1 protein-coding gene and 2 pseudogenes are annotated in these 23,198 nt (G+C 72.8%); 1 reads left to right on the top strand and 2 read right to left on the bottom strand.

Annotation, left to right across the window (positions count from 1 at the left end; genetic code table 11):
- On the top strand, positions 1–928 hold a 928-nt coding region (locus tag ACFIF2_RS23875; protein WP_395575263.1), incomplete at its 5' end, for a phosphopantetheine-binding protein.
- A gap of 172 nt (positions 929–1,100) precedes the next feature.
- On the opposite strand, the pseudogene ACFIF2_RS23870 reads toward ACFIF2_RS23875, so the two are convergent.
- Positions 1,101–12,467: pseudogene (locus ACFIF2_RS23870) on the bottom strand (type I polyketide synthase); the annotation flags it as partial.
- A gap of 5 nt (positions 12,468–12,472) precedes the next feature.
- Positions 12,473–23,119, bottom strand: a pseudogene (locus ACFIF2_RS23865) (type I polyketide synthase); the annotation flags it as partial.
- Positions 23,120–23,198: the final 79 nt, after the last annotated feature.

Below are 23,198 nucleotides of genomic sequence, written 5' to 3'. Positions count from 1 at the left end.
CCACTCCCTCGCCTGGGGACTGTGGGAAGGGACCGCGGGCGACGGTGACGCCCAGGCCGTGGACGCGGGCCGTATCCGCCACCTCGGGGTGCGTGAACTGTCCGTTTCCGAGGGGCTGTCGATGTTCGACGCCGCGGTCGCTTCGAGCGAGGCGGTCCCGGTCCCCGTACGGTTCGACGCGGAGGCGTTGCGGGCGCGGCCGGACGAACTGCCGGCGTTGCTGCGTGACCTGTTCACCGCAGGGGGGCCTGCCCGTCCTCAGATGGGAACGGGTACGGAGCACCCGCCGACGTCGGGCGACGGCGGATCCGCGCCGGCCGGAGATGCTGCCGCTTCCGCGCCAGCGCGATCGCTCGCCGAGCAGCTCGCGGACCTCTCCTGGGAGGACGCGGGACGGCTGCTCCAGGACCTCGTCGCCGGGCATGTGGCGGCCGTGCTCGGGCATGACGGCCCCGAAGCCGTCACTTTCGAGCGTGGCTTCCTCGACATGGGGCTGGATTCCCTGGCGGCACTGGAACTGCGCAACCGGCTCGCCGGTGCCACCGGGGAACGGCTGCCCGCCACGCTGATCTACGACTGCCCGACGGTGGTGGCCGTGGCGGAGTTCCTGCGGACCGAGATGGTGGGCGAACAGCCGGCCCCAGCTGCCCAAGCTGCCGGAACGGCCGGAACCGCTGGAGGAAGCGGATTGGCCGGCGCCGATCTGGCATCCCTGGACGCGGAGTTGACGCGGCTCGAGGACGCGCTGTCCGCGGTGGCGGCCGATGAGGCCGAGGCGGCCCGGATCGACCAGCGGCTGCGGTCACTGGCCGCCAAGTGGGCCGACGCGCATCGCGCCACCCTGGCCCGGCCCGCCGACGACGACGGTCTGGCAGACGCCACCGCCGACGAGTTGTTCGAGATGCTCGACGGCGAGCTGGGGGCCTGAGAGCGGAACCCGACCGAACCCGACCGGCCCGGCCGGTCACCGCGCGAGCGACGCGGTGACCGGCCGGGCCGCTTTCGACTCCTCATGGGGAAACGCGAGGGACGGGCGGGCCGGGCTCCAAGAGCCCGGCCCGCCCGTCCCGTTCCGTCCCCACGCTTACCGCCGGCCGAGGTCAGTCCAACGACGTCAGCCACTCGTCGATGACCTCGGCCGTGCGGTGTGCCTCGGACTCGACCATCGTCAGGTGGTCGCCCGCGACCTCGACGACGGTGTGCGCCGTGTCCCAGGAGGTGCGCCAGGCGTCGGTGGCGGTCGCCGTGTCCGCCGCGCCCGCCCAGTCCCGGGGCCGGGCGAAGAGGATCGGTGCGGTGATGGCGTCGAGGTCGCAGTCCTCCATCAACTGCCCGTACCAGGCCATGGCCGTCAGGCGGGCGTTGGTGAACGGACCGAACAGGGCCTCCTTCTCGAAGAGCCCGGCGAACATCTGGGCGATCAGCCCGACCAGACCCTCGGTCTTGGGATGGTAGGTGTCCAGCAGGACGACGGCCCGCGGGCCGGTACCGGTCTGTTCCAGATGACGGGCGGTCGCGTGGGCGAAGATGCCGCCCGCCGAGTAGCCGAGCAGCACATAGGGCTTGTCCCCGGCCGCCGCACGGATCTGCCGGGCGGCACCCTCCACCACGGTGGTGAAGGCGGCCGGCAGACTCTCGTTCTCTGCGAAGCCCGGCAGCGGCACCGCGGAGACGTCCCGCGTCCCGCGCAGGCCCGCGGCGAGCCGGAGGAACTGGTGGGCACCGCCCATGGCGGCCGGTGAGGGGAAGCAGAACAGACCGGGCTCCTGCGGCCCGCTCGCCAGCTTCACGGCGGGGGGAAGTCCGGGCAGGTCGTCCGGGGTGGCGTAGGTCGGGCGCAGGCCGGCGGCCAGGTCGAGGATGGCCACACCCTGGTCGAGACGGTCACGGTCGATGGCCTGGCGGAACAGCGCGCTGAGTGATTCCCCCGCCGGGTCGGGTGCCGTCCCGGCGGCGCCCCGCCCGCCGCTTCCCGGCACCGCTCCGCTGTCCGGTCCCGCGCCCGCCCTCATCTCCGTCTCCGCGAGGATCCAGCCGGCCAGGGACCGGGCGCTGGGGTGGTCGAAGACGATGGTGGCCGGCATCGGGACGCCCGCGGCGCTCTTGAGGCGGTTGCGGAGTTCCACGGCCCCGAGGGAGTCGAACCCCATCTCCAGGAACGGGCGGTCCGCGGCGACGGCCTCCGGACCGTGATGGCCGAGGACCGCGGCCACGTGGGTGCGGACCAGATCGACCACGGCCTGCTCGCGCTGCTCGTCCGGCAGGCCGGCGAGTCGCTGCGCGAGCGACGGCCCCTGGACGGCGCCGGCCGCCGTGGCGCGCGCCGCGCCGCGGCGGCCGGCGGTGGCGGTCGTGCGGACCAGTCCCCGCAGCAGGGGCGGTACGCCGTCGGCGCGCCGACGGATCGCGTCCAGGTCCAGACGTGCCGGCAGCTGCGCCGGGACCCGGCGTCGTACGGCGGCGTCGAACAGTTCCAGGCCCTCGGCCGCGGTCAGTGCGGTCATGCCCCAGCGGCGGATGCGCTCGACGTCCACGGGCTTGAGGGCGCGGACCATGCCGTGTCCTTCCCCCCACAGGCCCCAGGCCAGGGCATGGGCGGGGAGGCCCAGGGCGGCCCGGTGTTCGGCGAGTCCGCCGAGGAAGAGGTTGGCGGCGGCGTAGTTGCCCTGCCCGGGCCCGTCGACCACGCAGGAGGACGACGAGAAGAGGACGAACGCGGAAAGCGGCAGGTCACGGGTCAGCTCGTGCAGGTGCCAGGCGGCGTCGGCCTTCGGGCCGAGGACGTGGTCGAGGTACTCGGGGGTGAGCGCGCCGATGACGGCGTTCGCGGCGACACCCGCGGTGTGCACGACCCCGGTGAGCGGATGGCGCGGATCGACGCCGGCGAGCAGTTCCGCCAGGGCGTCGCGGTCGCTGACGTCGCACGCCTCGATACGGACCTCGGCGCCCGCCTCGGTCAGTTCCGCGGCCAGTTCTCCGGCGCCCTCGGCAGCCGTGCCCCGGCGGCTGGTGAGGAGCAGGTGACGGACACCGTGCTCGGTGACGAGGTGGCGGGCGACGAGGCTGCCGAGACCACCGGTGCCGCCGGTGATGAGCACCGTACCGTCGGCGTCCCAGGGGGAAGCGGCCCCGGCGTCCACGGTCCCGTCCCGTTCGGCACGGGCCAGCCTTGGTATCAGGAACTCGCCGCCGCGGATCGCGAGTTGCGGTTCACCGGTGGCCACGGCGGCCGGGAGGGCGGCGAGCGAGCGGGGGTCGTCGTCGAGGTCGACCAGCAGGTGGCGGCCGGGGTTCTCGGCCTGGGCGGACCGGACCAGGCCCCATACGGCGGTACCGGGCAGGTCCGGGCCGGTGTCCTCGCCCGGCCAGGTCGCGACGGCGCCGCGGGTGACCACCAGCAGACGGGACTTCTCGAACCGTTCGTCGGCGGCCCACGTGTGCAGCCCCGCCAGCACGGCGCCCGTCGCGGAACGCACGCGGTCCGGCATGGACGCGCCGGGGTCGGTGACGCAGCCGAGAACGGCCACGTCGGGCGCCTCCCGCACCCCGTCGTACGCGGTCTCCAGATCCGGATGCCCGAGCCCGAGAACGTCCGTCCCGAACGACGCCCACTGAGCCGCCCCCGAAGGTTCGGCGCCGACGGGCGTGGTGGTGACCGGTACCCAGCTCACCTCGAAGAGGGAACGGTGGACGACGGGGGACGCGCCGCTGAGCTGCTCGGGCGCGATGGTCCGGGCAGCGAGCGACTCCACGGTGACCACGGGGGCGCCCGTACTGTCGGCGACGTCCAGACGCAGCCCGGACCCGACGCCGGTCACGCGGACCCGGAGTGCGGAGGCGCCCGTCGCGTGCAGGCGTACGCCGTTCCAGGCGAACGGCACGGACGGCTCGGTGTCCGTGTCGCCTTCGAGGAAGCTGGTGTGCAGGGCGGCGTCCAGCAGAGCCGGGTGCAGGCCGTACGCGGCTGCTTCGCCCGACAGCGAGTCGAGCAGGGCGACCTCCCCGTAGAGGGCGTCGGAGTCCCGCCATGCCCCGCGCAGGAGCCGGAAGGCCGGACCGTACTCCAGGCCCTGCGCCTCCAGGTCCGTGTAGAACGCGTCGAGCGGGAGGGCCACGGCGCCTTCGGGCGGCCAGACCTCCATACCCGTCGGCTCGGGCGGTCGCGTGTCGGCGCCGGCGAGCTGGCCTTCGGCGTGCAGCGTCCACTCGCTCTCCTGGTCCACGCCCTCGCTCCGGGAGTGGATCCGGACGGTCCGGCGATCGCTCTCGTCCACGCCGTCGACGGTGACCTGCAGCGCGACTCCGCCCCGCTCCGGCACAACAAGCGGCGCGTGAAGCGTCAGCTCCTCCAGCAACCCGCAGCCGACCTCGTCACCGGCCCGGACCGCCATCTCCACGAACGCCGTACCCGGCAACAACACCGAGCCCAGCACCCCGTGATCAACAAGCCACGGCTGCCCCTCACGCGACAACCGCCCCGTGAGCACCACCCCACCCGTCACCGGCAGCTCCACCACCGCGCCCAGCAACGGATGCCCAGCCGCCCCCAGACCAGCCGACTCCACATCCGCGCCACCCACACCGGCATCCATCCAATAGCGCTGATGCTGGAAGGCGTACGTGGGCAGGTCGACGGTGCGGGCACCACGGCCCGCGAAGAAGGCCTCCCAGTCGACGGTGACGCCTCGGGTGTGGAGGTCGCCCAGGGTGGTGAGGAGCTGCTGCGTCTCGGGGCGGTCGCGGCGCTGGGCGGCCAGGAAGACCGCGTCCTCACCGCAGCCCAGGCCGGCGAGAACCGCCTGCGGGCCGACCTCGACGAAGGTACGGACGCCCTGGTCCTCCAGGGCCCGGATGCCGTCGTGGTGGCGGACGGTCTCGCGGACGTGGCGGACCCAGTACTCCGGGGCCTGGAGGTCACCGGGCTCGGCGAGGCCGCCGGTCACGTTCGAGACGACGGGCAGGGTGGGCTCACGGTAGGTGAGCTGGGCGGCGGTCTTCCCGAACTCCGCCAGCATCGGTTCCATGAGCGGGGAGTGGAACGCGTGGGACACCTTCAGGCGCGTCGTCCGCTCAAAATGCCCGGCCACCTCGGTGACGGCCGCCTCGTCCCCGGAGATCACCACGGACTGGGGGCCGTTCACGGCGGCCACGGTCACAGCATCGGTGAGACGTCCCCGTACTTCGTCTTCGGTGGCCTGTACGGCGATCATCGCGCCGCCCGTCGGGAGCGCGTCCATCAGCCGGGCCCTGGCAACCACCAGCGTCGCCGCGTCCTCCAGAGACAGCACTCCCGCGACGTGCGCGGCCGTCAGCTCACCGATGGAATGCCCCGCCACGACATCCGGGCGCACACCCCACGACTCCAGCAGCCGGAACAGGGCGACTTCGTGGGCAAACAGGGCGGGCTGCGTGCACCCCGTACGGTCGAGGTCACCGCCCTCCCACATCACCTCCCGCAACGGCAACCCCAGCGCCTCGACCACCTCGTCGAGAGCCCGCGCGAAGACCGGGAACGCCTCGTACAACTCCCGCCCCATACCCGCACGCTGACTGCCCTGCCCGGAGAACACGAACGCGGTCCTGCCCTGCACCGGCGTCCCACCGGACGCCACTTCGCCCAGCCCACGCAGCAGTTCCTCCGTGTCGCGCCCCACCACCACGGCCCGGCGTTCCAGCACGCTCCGCGTCGTGGCCAGCGAGAACCCCACATCCAGCGGAGTCAGATCGTCCCGCCCGGCCACATACCCCGCCAGCCGCTCCGCCTGCGCCCGCAACGCACCCTCACCACGCCCCGACAACACCCACGGCACCACCGGCAACGGTCCAGAAGACTCCACGTCCTCCTCTGCCAGTACCGGCGCTTCCTCCAGGATCACGTGCGCATTGGTCCCGCTGATCCCGAACGACGACACACCCGCCCTGCGCGGACGCCCCTCGCTCTCCCACGACCGGGCCTCGGTCAGCAGCTCCACCGCCCCCGCCGACCAGTCCACATGCGGCGACGGCTCCTCCACATGCAGCGTCCGCGGCAGCACCCCATGCCGCATCGCCATCACCATCTTGATCACACCAGCCACACCCGCAGCCGCCTGCGCATGCCCGATGTTCGACTTCAACGACCCCAGCCACAACGGCACACCCTCACCCGGCCGCTCCTGACCATAAGTAGCCAGCAGCGCCTGCGCCTCGATCGGATCCCCGAGCGTCGTCCCGGTCCCGTGCGCCTCGACCGCGTCCACATCCGACGCCCGCAGCCCCGCAGCCGCCAACGCCTGCCGGATCACCCGCTGCTGCGACGGACCGTTCGGCGCGGTCAGTCCGTTCGACGCACCGTCCTGATTCACCGCAGAACCCCGCACCACCGCCAGCACCCGATGCCCATTGCGACGGGCATCCGACAGACGCTCCACCACCAGCACACCCACACCCTCGGACCAACCCGTACCGTCCGCCCCCGCCGAGAACGCCTTGCAGCGGCCGTCCGGAGAGAGCCCCCGCTGACGACTGAACTCCACGAACGTGTCCGGGGTCGCCATGACGGTGACGCCGCCGACGAGGGCCAGGGAGCATTCGCCCCGGAGCAGGGCCTGGCCCGCCAGATGCAGGCTGACCAGGGACGAGGAGCACGCGGTGTCGATCGAGACGGCCGGGCCCTCCAGCCCCAGGGTGTAGGAAACGCGGCCGGAGATGATGCTGCCCGCACTCGCACCGGTCGGGTAGTCGTGGTACATCACCCCCGCGAAGACGCCGGTGTTAGTGCCCTTCAGGCCGACCGGCCGGATGCCGGCGCTTTCCAGGGCCTCCCAGGCGGTTTCGAGGAGCTGCCGCTGCTGCGGGTCCATCTCTTCGGCCTCTCGCGGGCTGATGCCGAAGAAGTCGGGGTCGAACTCGGCGGCGCCGGGCAGGAAGCCGCCCTCCTTGACGTACGTGGTGTGCGGCCGCGTGCTGTCCGGGTCGTAGAGCCGCGAGGTGTCCCACCGTCGGTCGGTGGGGAAGTCGGTGATGCCGTCCCGGCCTTCGGCGACCAGCCGCCAGAGGTCGTCGGGGCCGGTCACGCCGCCCGGGTACCGGCAGCCCATGCCGACGATGGCGAGCGGTTCGTCGTCCGGACCGGGGTCGGACCGGCGAGGGCCTCCGGAGACGGAAGTCCGTCCCTCGTCGGGGTCGGTGAGCTGGTCGAGCAGGTGCCGGGCGAGCGTGGTGATGTCGGGGTAGTCGAAGACGAGCGTCGCCGGGAGCCGCAGGCCGGCGGCCGAGGCGAGTCCGTTGCGGAACTCCACCGCGGTGAGGGAATCGAAGCCGAGATCCTGGAAGGGCCGGCCGGTGTCCACCTCCGTACCCGAGGCGTAGCCGAGAACATCGGCGGCGTGGGATCGGATCAGCTCACTGACGGCGGGGAGTCGTTCCTCCGCGGGCAGACGACTCAGGCGTTCGGCGAGGCCCGCCGTACCCGCTGTGCGCCCTGCCGCCGAGCGGCGGCGGGTGACGGCGTTGTCCACCAGGCCCTGGAAGAGGGCCGGGAGTTCGCCGTCCGCTCCGATTCGGGCGCGCACGGCGTTCAGGTCGAACCGGGCCGCCAGCAGGGCCGCGACGGGCGCGTCGGTGGCCGTGTCGAAGAGGGCGAGACCGTCGTGCGCGGCGAGTGGCAGCAGACCGGAGCGGGTGAGACGGGAGCGGTCCCGGTCGGCGAGACCGCCCGCCATGCCCGCTTCTGCCTCGCGGTCCACGTCCCACGGCCCCCAGGCGAGGGACTGGGCGGGCAGCCCGAGGACGGAGCGGCGGTAGTCGGCGAGTGCGTCCACATAGGCGTTGGCGGCGGCGTAGTTGGCCTGGCCGGGGGCGCCGAAGGTACCGGCGACCGAGGAGAACAGTACGAAGGCGGTGAGTGGCAGGTCGCGGGTCAGCTCGTGCAGGTGCCAGGCGGCGTCGGCCTTGGGACGCAGCACGCGGTCGAGGCGGGCGCCGTCCAGGGAGGCGATCACTCCGTCGTCCAGGACACCGGCGGCATGGACGACGCCTCGCAGCGGGTGCTCGTCCGGAATCTCCGCCAGTATGCCGGCGAGCGCGTCGGGGTCGGCCGCGTCGCAGGCGACGGCACGGACGTGGGCGCCGAGGCCGGTGAGCCGGCTCTCGAGACCGGCGGCGCCGGGGGCGGCCGTGCCTCGGCGGCTGACCAGCAGCAGGTGCCGGACGCCGTGCGCGGTGACGAGGTGCTCGGCGACCAGGGCGCCGAGAGCGCCGGTGGCACCGGTGATCAGTACCGTGCCGTCGGGGTCGAAGACCGGGGATTCCACGGCCCCGGCGTCGGCTGCCCGGACGGCAGGGCGGAACCGGGTGAGCCGGGCGCCGAAGGGCACGCCCGCGCGGATCAGCAGTTCGGACTCGGCCGGATCGACGAGGGCGGGAAGCAACGCGGCGGAGTCGGGGTGGCCGTCCAAGTCGGCCAGGACGATGCGGTCGCCGGTCTCGATCTGGGCGGAACGCACCAGCCCCCAGACGGCGGCACCGGCCGGGTCGGTGACCTGCTCTTCTCCCGGGCGGGCCATGGCACCGCGCGTGGCGACGACCAGCGTGGCGTTCCGGAAGCGGTCGCCGGCCGTCCAGGTCTGGAGGACCTCCAGCACCTGACGGGTGACCCGGCGGACGGCCGCCGCGTCCGGCCGCCCGCCGTCCTCCTCGGGGGCACAGTCCAGTACGACCACGCCCGTCACCTCTCCCAGCGAGGCGAGTTCGCTCCGGGAATGGATCACGGAGGGGGCGGGGACGGGCGTGGTCCCGCTCCCGTCAACGTGTGTCGCGCGGCTCCCGGTCGCGGATGCCGTACCGGCCTCCGTGGCGAGCGGGACGGGGGCCCACTCCAGCCGGAAGAGGCCGTCGCGCCGCGACTTCGGCGCCGGTCGCGCTCCAGGGGCCACCGGGCGGACGGCCAGTGAGTCCACCGTGGCCACCGGCGCGCCCTCCGCGTCGGCGATCTCCAGGGAGATGGTCGAGGGCCCGGTGAACCGCAGACGTACCCGTGCGGCCGAGGCGCCGGTCGCGTGCAGCGTCACGCCGCTCCACGCGAACGGCAACCGCGGACCACCGCCGTCCCCCTCCTCACCAGGGTCGGCGGCGTCCAGTGCCAGCGCGTGGAGGGCCGCGTCGAGGAGCGCCGGGTGAAGGCCGAATTCCTCGGCCTTCTCGGCGACCCGATCGGGCAGGACCACCTCGGCGAACAGCTCGCCGTCACGGCGCCAGACCGCACGCAGGCCCTGGAACGCGGCCCCGTAGTGCAGGCCATGGGCGGCCAGAAGAACGTAGGCGTCGTCCATGGACAGTGGTTCCGCCTCCGCGGGCGGCCACTCGGCGAGCACGTCGCTGTCCCCGGGGGCGCCGACGGCAGCCGGGCGCAGTACTCCAGAGGCATGGCGGGTCCACAGGACCTCGGCGGTGGGGTCGTCGGAGCGGGAGTAGATCTCCACGGTCCGCGTCTCGGCGGACGCCCCGCCCTCAGCCGACGGCCGACGCTCGGCCCGGGTGATGACCTGGAGGATCACACCGGCGTCCTCGGACAGCACGAGCGGTTCTTCCAGGGTGAGGTCGTCGAGAACGGGGAAGCCTGCCTCGTCACCCGCACGGATCGCCAACTCGACGAAACCGGTGCCAGGGAAGAGGACGGTGCCCGCGACCGCGTGGTCGGCCAGCCAGGGCTGGGCACGGAGCGAGAGCCGCCCGGTCAGGATCACCTGCTCGGAGTCGGCCGACCGCACGGCGGCACGCACGAGGGGGTGCCCTGCTGGTTCCAGCCCGGCGGCGGACACCTCGGCGCCGGCGTCGGGCGCTTCGAGCCAGTAGTGCTGGTGCTGGAAGGGGTAGGTGGGCAGGTCGACGGTGCGGGCACCGCGGCCCGCGAAGAACGCCTCCCAGTCGACGGTGACGCCTCGGGTGTGCAGGTCGCCCAGGGTGGTGAGGAGCTGGTGCGTCTCAGGGCGGTCGCGTCGTTGGGCGGCCAGGAAGACGGCGTCCTCACCGCAGCCCAGGCCGGCGAGAACGGCCTGCGGACCGACCTCCAGGAACGTGCGGACGCCCTGCTCCTCCAGCGCCTGGATCCCGTCGTGGTAGCGGACGGTCTCACGGACATGGCGGACCCAGTACTCGGGATCGCGCAGGTCCCCCGGATCGGCGAGAGTGCCGGTCACGTTCGACACCACCGCCAGGACCGGCTCGTGGTACGCCAGCCCGGATGCCACCTGCCGGAACTCGTCGAGCATCGGTTCCATGAGCGGGGAGTGGAACGCGTGGGACACCTTCAGCCGTGTCGTGCGCTCGAAGTGCCCCGCGACCTCGGTGACGGCTGCCTCGTCCCCGGAGATCACCACAGAGCGCGGCCCATTGACGGCGGCCACGGTCACACCGTCGACGAGGCGTCCCCGTACGTCCTCTTCCGTGGCCTGTACGGCGATCATCGCGCCACCCGCCGGGAGTGCCTCCATCAGGCGGGCCCGCGCCGCCACCAGCGTCGCCGCATCCTCCAGCGACAACACACCCGCGACATGCGCGGCTGTCAGCTCACCGATGGAATGCCCGGCCACGACATCCGGGCGCACGCCCCACGACTCCAGCAGCCGATACAGGGCGACTTCGTGAGCGAAGAGGGTGGGCTGCGTGAACCCGGTCCGGTCCAGGTCGTCGCCGCCCTCCCACATCACCTCCCGCAGCGGCAGCCCCAGCGCCTCGACCACCTCGTCGAGCGCCCGCGCGAAGACGGGGAACGCCTCGTACAGCTCCCGGCCCATGCCCGCACGCTGACTGCCCTGCCCGGAGAACACGAACGCGGTCCTGCCCTGCACCGACGTCCCACCGGACCGCTCACCGGACGCCACTTCGCCCAGCCCACGCAGCAGTTCCTCCGTGTCGCGACCCACCACCACAGCCCGGCGTTCCAGCACGCTCCGCGTCGTGGCCAGCGAGAACCCCACATCCAGCGGAGTCAGATCGTCCCGCCCGGCCACATACCCCGCCAGCCGCTCCGCCTGCGCCCGCAACGCACCCTCGCCACGCCCGGACAACACCCAAGGCACGACGGGAAGTACGGGCGCGGGGTCCATGGGTGCCGTGGGAAGCGCGGCGGGCGGGTCGGTGGGGGCCTCTTCGAGGATGATGTGGGCGTTGGTGCCGCTCATGCCGAAGGAGGAGACGCCGGCCCGGCGGGGATGGTCGGCGCGGTCCCACGGGCGGGCGTCGGTGAGGAGTTCCACCGCTCCCGCCGACCAGTCCACGTGCGGCGACGGCTCGTCCACGTGCAGGGTGCGCGGCAGCACCCCGTGCCGCATCGCCATCACCATCTTGATGACACCCGCCACACCCGCAGCCGCCTGCGCATGCCCGATGTTCGACTTCAACGAGCCCAACCACAACGGTCGTCCGTCCGGCCGCTCCTGACCGTACGTCGCGAGCAGCGCCTGCGCCTCGATCGGATCTCCGAGCACCGTCCCGGTGCCGTGCGCCTCGACGGTGTCGATCTGGTCGGCGGAGACCCTCGCGTTGGCCAGGGCCTGCCGGATGACGCGTTCCTGTGCGGGGCCGTTGGGTGCGGAGAGGCCGTTGCTGGCACCGTCCTGGTTCACGGCCGAGCCGCGCAGTACGGCGAGCACGTCGTGGCCGTTGCGGCGGGCGTCGCTGAGGCGTTCCAGGACGAGGACGCCGACACCCTCGGACCATCCGGTGCCGTCCGCGCCGGCCGCGAAGGAGCGGCAGCGGCCGGAGCGGGAGAGCGCGCCCTGCCGGCTGAACTCGACGAACATGTCGGGCGTGGACATCACGGCGACGCCCCCGGCCAGGGCCAGGGTGCACTCCTTCTGCCGCAGTGCCTGGGCCGCCAGGTGGAGGGTGACCAGGGAGGAGGAGCAGGCGGTGTCCACCGTCACCGAGGGGCCTTCCAGGCCCAGGGTGTAGGAGACGCGGCCGGAGACGATGCTGCCGGAGATGCCGCTCATGGCGTAGTCGTGGTACATCACGCCGGCGAAGACACCGGTCGGTGTGCCTTTGAGGCCGGCGGGCGGGATGCCGGCCCGTTCGAGTGCCTCCCAGGAGGTCTCCAGCAGCAGCCGCTGCTGGGGGTCCATCGCCTGGGCCTCGCGCGGACTGATGCCGAAGAACTCCGGGTCGAAGGCGGCGGCGTCGTGGAGGAAGCCGCCCTCACGGACATAGCTGGTGCCCGGACGGCTCAGCTCTGGGTCGTAGAGCCGTCCGGTGTCCCAGCCACGGTCCTCGGGGAATCCCGAGACGCCGTCGCGGCCCTCGGAGACGAGCCGCCAAAGTTCCTCGGGACCGGTGACACCACCGGGGTAACGGCAGCCCATGCCGACGACGGCGATGGGTTCCCGGGCGGCCGTGGTGAGCTTGCGGACCTGCTCCCGCAGCCGTTCCGTCTCCTTGACCGACGAGCGGAGCGCCGCGACGATCTTCTGTTCGTTACCGGTCGTCGTCACGGTCAGACCTCCTGGCTGTCGTCGCCGGAACCGGCCGCGGAACCGTCCAGCGCCATGCTGATCAGGCTCTCGGTGTCCAAGGCGTCAATGTCGTCGAGGGAGTCGTCCGCTCCCCCGTCGAGTCCGGCGGCGGAGTCGGGCCGGTCGAGCCCGGCGAGTTCCAGCAGCGTGTCGAGCAGGCCCGTGTCGCGCAGCCGCTTGAGCGGGATGTCCCGCAGTGCCTGGCGGACGTGTTCCTCGGTGGCGGCGTCGGTTGCGTCGTCGGCGGGGGCGACTTCGGCGAGCAGGGCGTCCGCGAGGGCACGGGAGGTGGGGTGGTCGAACACGGCGGTGGCCCGGACCTGGAGTCCGGTGGCGGCCTTGAGGCGGTTGCGGAGTTCCACGCCGCCGAGGGAGTCGAAGCCCATCTCCTGGAAGGCGCGGTCCGGGTCGACCGCCTCGGCGGAACTGTGGCCGAGAACCGCGGCCGTGTGGGTGCGCACGAGGTCGAGCACGGTACGGGTCCGTTCGAGGTCGGTGAGGCCGGCGAGCCGTTCGGCCAGGTCCGGTCCCGCGACCCGCACCGTACCGTCGCCGGCCCGCGCGCGGACCGGGGTACGGCGGCCCGATGCCGTCGCGGCCACCTCCCGCAGCATGGGCGGTACGCCGCCGACCCGGTCACGGATCACCACGGGGTCCAGGTGCACCGGAACCAGGGCGGGCAACGCGGTACCGGTGGCGAGGTCGAAGAGTTCGAGTCCGTCGGCCGGGGTGAGTTCGGTCATGCCCCACCGGCGGGTCCGTTCGACGTCCGTCCCGGTCAGGCCCTGGATCATGCCGCGCTGCTCGTCCCACAGGCCCCAGGCCAGGGCGTGGGCGGGCAGACCGGAGGCGACGCGGTGCTCGGCGAGTGCGCTGAGGAAGTGGTTCGCGGCCGCGTAGTTCCCCTGCCCCGGGCCGTCCACGACGCTGGACGACGAGGAGTAGAGGACGAACGCGGTCAGCGGCAGGCCGCGGGTCAGCTCGTGCAGGTGCCAGGCCGCGTCCGCCTTGGGGCCGAGGACGTGGTCGACGTGGTCCGGGGTGAGTGCGCCGATGACGCCGTTGGCGGCGACGCCGGCGGTGTGCACGACGGCGGTGAGCGGGTGGTCCGGACCGATGCCGGCGAGTACGTCCGCGAGGGCGGCCCGGTCGCCGACGTCACACGCGACGACACGGACCTCGGCACCGGCCTCGGACAGCTCCGCCACCACTTCGGCGGCGCCGTCCGCGGCCATTCCGCTCCGGCTGACCAGCAGCAGGTGCCGGACGCCGTGGTCGACGACCAGGTGACGGGCGACGAGCGAGCCCAGTCCCCCGGTACCGCCTGTGACCAGCACGGTTCCCGAACCGACCGACGACCACGGTTCCCGCCCGTCGGGATGTGGCAACTCGGCCTCCTCGGCCGTCACCCGGACCAGCCTCGGGACGCTGACGCGACCGGCACGGACGGCCAGTTGCGGCTCTCCGGTGGCGACGGCGGCGGCCAGGGCCGCCCTCGAGGCCGGGTCGTCGTCCAGGTCGGCCAGCACGAACCGGCCGGGGCTCTCCGCCTGGGCCGAGCGCACCATGCCCCAGACCGCGGCGCCCGCGAGATCGGTGACCGGGTCGTCCCCGCCGACGGAGACGGAGCCCCTGGTGATCACGACCAGCGGGGCCGGATCCTCCTCCTCGCCGGGCCGGGCCTGGAGGGCGGCGAGGACGGCATGCGTGGCCGAGCGGACCCGGTCCGGGACGGGTGCGGCGGCGTCGGTGACCACCTCATGGGTCGCCATGGGTCCGGCCGGCGCGTCCCCCGCCGCGCTGACGGCCGGCGACGTCCAGGCGACCCGGAACAGGGAACGGTGCACAGCGGCCGGCGCGTTCCCTTCCCCGGAAGCGAGCCGGTCCGGCGTCACCGTGCGCGTGACGAGCGAGTCCACGGTCAGGACCGGCGCGCCCGCGCCGTCCGAGGCGACGATCCGCACGGCGTCCGCGTCGGTCTGCTCCGGGGTGAGCTTGATCCGCAGCAGGGAGGCTCCGGCGGCGTGCAACCGGACGCCGCTCCACGCGAAGGGAATCGACGGCCCCCTGTCGCCGTCGTCGGCGCCCCGGCCGGTCAGGAAGAACTTGGTGTGCAGTACGGCGTCCAGCAGGGCCGGGTGCACCCCGAACTCCCCGGCGTCCGCGGCCCCCTGCTCGGGGAGAGCCACCTCGCCGAAGAGCTCGTCACCACGCCGCCACACCTTACGGACGCCCTGGAAGACCGGACCGTAGGCGAATCCGTGCTCGGCGAGCTGCTCGTAGAACGCGTCGAGCGGGAGGGCCACGGCGCCTTCGGGCGGCCAGACCTCCATACCCGTCGGCTCGGGCGGTCGCGTGTCGGCGCCGGCGAGCAGCCCTTCGGCGTGCAGCGTCCACTCGCCGTCCTGGTCCACGCCTTCGCTCCGGGAGTGGATCCGGACGGTCCGGCGATCACTCTCGTCCACACCGTCGACGGTGACCTGCAGCGCGACTCCGCCCCGCACCGGCACAACAAGCGGCGCGTGAAGCGTCAGCTCCTCCAACAGACCGCAGCCCACCTCGTCACCGGCCCGGACCGCCATCTCGACGAACGCCGTACCCGGCAACAACACCGAACCCAGCACCCCGTGATCAACAAGCCACGGCTGCCCCTCACGCGACAACCGCCCCGTGAGCACCACCCCACCCGTCACCGGCAGCTCCACCACCGCCCCCAGCAACGGATGCCCAGCCACCCCCAGACCAGCCAACCCCACATCCGCACCACCCACACCGGCATCCATCCAATAACGCTGATGCTGGAAGGCGTACGTGGGCAGATCGACGGTGCGGGCACCACGGCCCGCGAAGAACGCCTCCCAGTCGACTGGGACGCCTCGGGTGTGCAGGTCGCCCAGGGTGGTGAGGAGCTGCTGCGTCTCGGCGCGGTCGCGTCGCTGGGCGGCCAGGAAGACCGCGTCCTCACCGCAGCCCAGGCCGGCGAGAACCGCCTGCGGGCCGACTTCCAGGAACGTCCGTACACCCTGTTCCTCCAGGGCCTGGATGCCGTCGTGGTAGCGGACGGTCTCGCGGACGTGGCGGACCCAGTACTCGGGATCGCGCAGATCCTCCGGGTCGACGAGGCCGCCGGTCACGTTCGAGACGACGGGCAGGGTGGGCTCACGGTAGGTGAGCTGGGCGGCGACCTTCCCGAACTCCGCCAGCATCGGTTCCATGACCGGGGAGTGGAAGGCATGGGACACTTTCAAGCGCGTCGTCCGCTCAAAGTGACCGGCCACCTCGGTGACGGCCGCCTCGTCCCCGGAAACCACCACAGCGCGCGGCCCGTTCACAGCAGCCACGGAGACACCGTCGATGAGGCGTCCCCGTACGTCCTCTTCCGTGGCCTGTACGGCGATCATCGCGCCACCGCTCGGCAACGCGTCCATCAGCCTGGCCCGCGCAGCCACCAACGTCGCCGCGTCCTCCAGAGACAGCACTCCCGCGACGTGCGCGGCCGTCAGCTCACCGATGGAATGCCCCGCCACAACGTCCGGGCGCACTCCCCATGACTCCAGCAGCCGGAAGAGGGCGACTTCGTGAGCGAACAGGGCGGGCTGCGTGAACCCTGTACGGTCGAGGTCACCGCCCTCCCACATCACCTCCCGCAACGGCAACCCCAGCGCCTCGACCACCTCATCGAGCGCCCGCGCGAAGACCGGGAACGCCTCGTACAACTCCCGCCCCATACCCGCACGCTGACTGCCCTGCCCGGAGAACACGAACGCGGTCCTGCCCTGCACCGGCGTCCCACCGGACCGCTCACCGGACGCCACTGCGTCCAGCCCACGCAGCAGTTCCTCCGTGTCGCGGCCCACCACCACGGCCCGCTGCTCGAACACCGACCTCGTAGCAGCCAGGGAGTAGGCCACATCCAGCGGCGCCAGATCGTCCCGCCCGACCACATGCCCGGCCAGCCGCTCCGCCTGCGCCCGCAACGCCCCCTCACCACGCCCCGACAACACCCACGGCACCACCGGCAGCGGCACACGAGGACGCTCCTCCTCCACCACCTCATCAACCGGCGCTTCCTCAAGGATCACGTGCGCGTTGGTCCCGCTCAGGCCGAACGACGACACACCCGCCCTGCGCGGACGGTCACCGCTCTCCCACACCCGGGCCTCGGTCAGCAGCTCCACCGCTCCCGCCGACCAGTCCACGTGCGGCGACGGCTCGTCCACGTGCAGGGTGCGCGGCAGTACCCCGTGCCGCATCGCCATCACCATCTTGATGACGCTGGCGACACCGGATGCAGCCTGGGTGTGACCGAGGTTGGACTTCAGCGAGCCCAGCCACAGGGGGCGGTCCTCAGGGCGCCCCTGACCGTAGGTGGCCAGCAGGGCCTGCGCCTCGATCGGGTCGCCGAGGGAGGTGCCGGTGCCGTGGGCCTCCACCACGTCGATGTCGGCCGGACCGAGGCCGGCGGTGCCGAGGGCCTTGCGGATGACGCGTTGCTGCGAGGGACCGTTGGGTGCGGTGAAACCGTTGGAGGCGCCGTCCTGGTTCACCGCCGAGCCACGGACGACGGCCAGTACCCGGTGTCCGTTGCGCCGCGCGTCGGAGAGCCGTTCCAGGACGAGGACGCCGACGCCCTCCCCCCAGCTCGTGCCGTCGGCGGCGGCCGAGAACGCCTTGCAGCGGCCGTCCCGGGACAGTGCTCCCTGCCGGCTGAACTCGGTGAACATGTCCGGGGTGGCCATCACGGAGACGCCGCCCGCCAGGGCCAGCGAGCATTCGCCCTGGCGCAGTGCCTGGGCGGCGAAGTGCAGCGCGACCAGCGACGAGGAGCAGGCCGTGTCGACGGTCACCGACGGCCCTTCCAGGCCGAGGGTGTAGGAGACGCGGCCCGAGATGGTGCTGCCCTGGATGGCGCTGGTGACGTAGTCGTGGTGCATGAGACCGGCGTACACGCCGGTGGGGCTGCCCTTGAGGGTGCCCGGTGCGATACCGGCCCGTTCGAACGCTTCCCACGACGCTTCCAGGAGCACACGGAGCTGGGGGTCCAGCCGGTGGGCCTCGCGTCGGCTGATGCCGAAGAAGTCGGGGTCGAAGTCGGCGGCGTCGTAGAGGAACCCGCCGTCCAGTACGTACGTCGTCTCGGGGCGGCTCAGTTCGGCGTCGTAGAGCCGTTCGAGGTCCCAGCCGCGGTCGGTCGGCGGGTCGGCGGTGACACCGTCGACCCCGTCGACGACCAGCTGCCAGAGGCCTTCCACGTCGGTGACGCCGCCCGGGTAGCGGCACGCCATGCCCACGATGGCCACCGGTTCGTCGTCGCTGCCGGCGTGGGCGGGCACGGTCGACGACGTGTGGGCCGCGTCGAGGTCGGTTCCCGAGACCTCCGCGAACAGGAAGTCGGCCAGGACGCGCGAACTGGGGTAGTCGAACACCACGGTGGCGGGGATCCGCAGGCCCGTCGTCGTCTGGAGGCGGTTGCGCAGCTCCACGGCGGTGAGGGAGTCGAAGCCCAGCTCCTGGAACGCGCGTTCCGGCTCGATCGTCTCGGCGGAGTCGTGGCCGAGCACGGCGGCGACCTCCGCCCGCACCAGTCGCAGTACGGCGCGTTCGCGTTCCGTGTCGGGCAGCCCGGCCAGTCGCTGGGCGAGCGGGGTGTCACCGGGCGTGGTGCCGCCCGGGGCGGAGGGGCGGGACGACGCCGGCCGACGTGAGGGTGCGGCACCGACCAGGCCGCGGAACATGGCGGGGACGCCCTCGGCGCGGTGCTGGATGGCCGTCTTGTCCAGGTGGACCGCCACGGGTGCCGGTGTGTCGGTGGCCAGGGCGGCGTCGAACAGGCGGAGCCCTTCGTCGACGGCGAGTTCGATCACGCCCCAGCGGTTGACGCGCAGGATGTCGGCGCGGGTGAGCCGCTGGATCATGCCCTGGCCGCCGCCCCACAGCCCCCAGGCGATGGAGTGCGCGGGCAGGCCCGCGGCGGCCCGGTGTTCGGCGAGGGCGTTGAGGAAGAGGTTGGCGGCGGCGTAGTTGCCCTGCCCGGGGCCGTCGACCACGCAGGAGGACGAGGAGAACAGGACGAACGCCGACAGGGGCAGGTCACGGGTCAGCTCGTGCAGGTGCCAGGCGGCGTCGGCCTTCGGGCGCAGCACGTAGTCGAGTTGGCCGGGGGTCAGCGCCCCGATGACGCCGTTGTCGGCGACGCCCGCGGTGTGGACGACGGCGGTGAGCGGGTGGTCCGTGCGGATACCGGCGAGCAGTCCGGCGAGCGCGTCCCGGTCGGCGACGTCGCACGCCTCGACGCGCACCTCGGCGCCCGCCTCCGACAGCTCCGCCGCCAGGTCCGCGGCGCCGTCCGCGGCCATGCCGCTCCGGCTGGTCAGCAGCAGATGGCGAACGCCGTGTTCGGCGACCAGGTGACGGGCGACGAGCGACCCGAGCCCTCCGGTGCCGCCGGTGATCAGCACCGTACCGGCGGGGTCCCACGGGGAAGCTGCCCGGGTGGTGCCGCCGGGCTCGGCGGGGGCGGGCACGGCGGGGGCGGGCACGGCTTCCAGCCGGGGAACGCTCAAGGCTCCCGCCCGGATGGCCAGTTCGGGTTCGCCGGTGGCGATCGCCGAGGCCAGGGCGGCCTCCGAGTCCGGATGGCCGTCGAGGTCGACGAGGACGAACCGGCCCGGGGTCTCGGCCTGCGCGGAGCGCACCAGACCCCGGACCGCCGCCCCTGCCAGGCCGGTTGCCGCCGTGTGCTCGGCGTCGTCCGCCTCCTGTGTGCCGGGGACGGTGACCGCTCCCCGGGTGACCACGACGAGACGGCCGGGTCCCTCCCACCGCTGGAGGGCGGTCAGGACGTGATGGGTCGCCGTACGGACCTGGGCGGGCGGCTGCGCGCCCGGTTCGGGGGCGGGAAGGTGCAGCACGGTGAAGTCGTCGGTCGCGTCGCCTGTGTCCGGGTCCGGGTCCGGGTCCGGTGACGACGGTGCGGGTATCCAGCCGACGCGATAGAGGGAGTCCTCGGTGCCCCGGAACGCCTGGAGTTGCTCCGGGGAGACGGGTCGCGCGATCAGCGACTCCACAGTCACGACGGGGGTGCCCGCCGAGTCGGCGACCGCCATCCGCAGGCCCGCGCCGTGCGGGGAGACCCGGACGCGGACGGCGGTGGCCCCGGCCGTGTGCAGGGTCACCCGGTTCCAGGCGAACGGGATGGAGGTCTCCCCCATCCCCTTGCCGTCCGGTCCTCCGTCGTCGAGGAAGCGGGTCTGCAGGGCGGCGTCGAGCAGTGCGGGGTGCACGCCGAAGTCCGCGGCGTCGGAGGCGGAGTCGGTGGGCAGGACGATCTCCGCGAAAAGGTCCTGGCCCCGCCGCCAGGCGGCCCGCAGGCCCTGGAAGACGGGCCCGTACGAGAAGCCCTGTTCCACCAACCGCTCGTACAGACCGTCGACGGTGAGGGGCGCGGCGTTCTCCGGAGGCCAGTGCGCCAGGTCGTCCGCCCCGCCGTCGGCCTGGGCGTCAGCCACGTCGTCGTCGCGGTCGGCGGCAGTCCCTCCCGGAGCGAGGACACCCGCGGCGTGCCGCAGCCACGGGCCGGCCTCGGCGTCCTCGTCGCGGGAGTAGACGGCCACGGAACGGGTGCCCGAGCCGTCCGGCGCACCCACCAGGACCTGGAGCATGACGCCGGCCCGCTGTGCGAAGACGAGCGGGGCCTCGATGGTCAGTTCCTCGATGACCGGGCAGCCCACCTCGTCACCGGCGCGCACGGCCAGTTCGACGAACCCGGTTCCGGGCAGCAGCACAGTGCCCATGACGGCGTGGTCGGCCAGCCAGGGGTGAGTACGGAGGGAGAGGCGGCCCGTGAGGACGATGCCGTCCGAGTCGGCGAGCGGAACGACGGCACTGAGCAAGGGATGGGTGATCACCCGCTGTCCGATGGACGCCGGATCGCCGGTCCGAACGGCCGGGTTCACCCAGTAGCGCTTGCGCTGGAAGGGGTAGGTGGGCAGGTCGACGGCGCGGGCACCACGGCCCGCGAAGAACGCCTCCCAGTCGACGGTGACGCCTCTGGTGTGCAGGTCGCCCAGGGCGGTGAGGAGCTGGCTCGTCTCCGAGCGGTCGCGTCGCTGAGTGGCCAGGAACACCGCGTCCTCACCGCCTCCCAGCCCGGCGAGGACCGCCTGCGGACCGACCTCCAGGAACGTACGGACGCCCTGCTCCTCCAGCGCCTGGATCCCGTCGTGGTGGCGGACGGTCTCACGGACGTGACGGACCCAGTACTCGGGATCGCACAGGTCCCCCGGATCGGCGAGAGTGCCGGTCACGTTGGACACCACCGGCAGGACCGGCTCGCGATACGTCAGCCCCGAAGCCACCCGCCGGAACTCGTCGAGCATCGGCTCCATGAGCGGGGAGTGGAACGCGTGGGACACCTTCAACCGCGTCGTCCGCTCGAAATGCCCCGCGACCTCGGTGACGGCCGCCTCGTCCCCGGAAACCACCACGGAGCGCGGCCCGTTCACGGCAGCCACGGAGACACCGTCGATGAGGCGTCCCCGGACGTCCCCTTCCGTGGCCTGTACGGCGATCATCGCGCCACCCGTCGGGAGCGCCTCCATCAGCCGCGCCCGCGCCGCCACCAGCGTCGCCGCGTCCGCCAGGGACAACACACCCGCCACATGCGCGGCGACCAGCTCACCGATGGAATGCCCCGCCACCACATCCGCGCGCACACCCCACGACTCCAGCAGCCGGAACAGCGCGACCTCGTGGGCGAACAGGGCGGGCTGCGTGAACCCGGTCCGGTCGAGGTCGTCACCGCCCTCCCACATCACCTCCCGCAACGGCAACCCGAGCGCATCGACCACCTCGTCGAGCGCCCGCGCGAAGACGGGGAACGCCTCGTACAACTCCCGCCCCATGCCCGCACGCTGACTCCCTTGCCCGGAGAACAGCACGGCCAGCTTGCCGGGCCTCGGTGTGCCCGTGAGGAGGCCGGGGGCCGTTTCGCCGGTGGCGAGAGCGGTGAGTGACCGCGTCAGTCCGTCGCGGTCGGCCGCGACGAGGGCCGCGCGGTGCTCGAAGGAGGCCCGCGTGGTGGCGAGGGCGTACGCGAGGTCGGTGAGGTCGAGCTCGGGATGTTCGGCCAGCAGGGCCGAGAGAGAGCGGGCCTGGTCGCGCAGGGCGCCGGGGACCTTGCCGGAGACCAGGAACGGCGGCAGGAAGCCCGTCCCGGTCCTCCCCGGCGTCTCCTCCGGCTCGGTCTGCGGGTCCGGGGCGGCGGCCTCCTCGATGATCAGATGCGCGTTGGTGCCGCTCGCGCCGAAGGAGGAGACACCGGCGCGTCGCGGCCGGCCGTCGGTCTGCCAGGGACGGGCCTCGGTCAGCAGTTCGACGGCGCCCGCCGACCAGTCCACGTGCGCGCTCGGCTCGGTGACGTGCAGGGTCTCGGGCAGCAGGCCGTGCCGCATCGCCATGACCATCTTGATCACGCCGGCGACCCCGGCCGCGGCCTGGGTGTGGCCCAGGTTGGACTTCAGGGAGCCCAGCCAAAGGGGCCGGTCCGCCGGACGTCCCTGGCCGTAGGTGGCGATGACGGCCTGGGCTTCGATGGGGTCACCGAGCGTCGTTCCGGTGCCGTGCCCTTCGACCACGTCGATGTCGCCGGCCGTCAGGCGGGCGTCGACCAGTGCCTGACGGATGACGTCGCGCTGGGCGGGGCCGTTGGGGGCGGTGAGGCCGTTGGAGGCACCGTCCTGGTTGACGGCCGAGCCGCGGATGACGGCGAGTACCTCGTGACCGTTGCGTCGCGCGTCGGAGAGGCGTTCCAGCATCAGCACGCCGACGCCCTCGGACCAGCCGGTGCCGTCGGCGCTGTCGGAGAACGGCTTGCACCGGCCGTCGGCTGCCAGGCCGCCCTGCCGGCTGAAGGCGACGAACGGTTCGGGTTTGACGAGGAGCGCGACGCCGCCCGCCAGGGCGAGCGAGCATTCCTGACGGCGCAGCGCGTGGCAGGCGAGGTGCATGGCCACGAGGGAGGACGAACAGGCCGTGTCCACGGTCACGGCCGGCCCTTCCAGCCCGAGGGTGTAGGCGACCCGCCCGGTGATCACGGAGCCGGAGCTGCCCGTCATCATGTACGCCTCGGCCACTTCCGGCCGGGTGGCGACGAGTTCGCCGTAGTCGTGGCCGCCCGAGCCGGTGAAGACGCCGACGGGGGCGCCGCGCAGCGCGTGGGGATCGATGCCGGCGCGTTCGCACGCCTCCCAGGCCACCTCGAGGACCAGCCGCTGTTGGGGGTCCATGGCCAGCGCCTCACGGGGGCTGATGCCGAAGAATCCCGGGTCGAAGCCGGCGATGTCGTCGACGAAGCCGCCCTCACGGACGTACGAGGTGCCGGGACGGTCCCGCTCCGGGTGCAGCAGGGCGTCCAGGTCCCATCCGCGGTCGTCGGGGAACGGGCCGATGGCGTCCCGTCCCTCGGCGACGAGCCGCCACAGGTCCTCCGGTGAGCGCACCCCGCCGGGATAGCGGCAGCTCATCGCGATGATGGCGATGGGCTCCTGGTGTCGGTCCTCGCTCTGCCGCAGCCGCTGTCGCGTCTGATGCAGCTCGGCGCTCACCTTCTTGAGGTAGTCGAGAACCCTTTTCTCGTCCTGCACCAAGGTCACCCCACTGCGCAAATAATGACGATCCGTGATCAATGCTTATGAATGATCAATGCCT

The organism is Streptomyces sp. BK79 (assembly GCF_044142145.1).
Taxonomy (GTDB): domain Bacteria; phylum Actinomycetota; class Actinomycetes; order Streptomycetales; family Streptomycetaceae; genus Streptomyces.
This window is presented reverse-complemented; position numbering and strand designations above follow the sequence as displayed.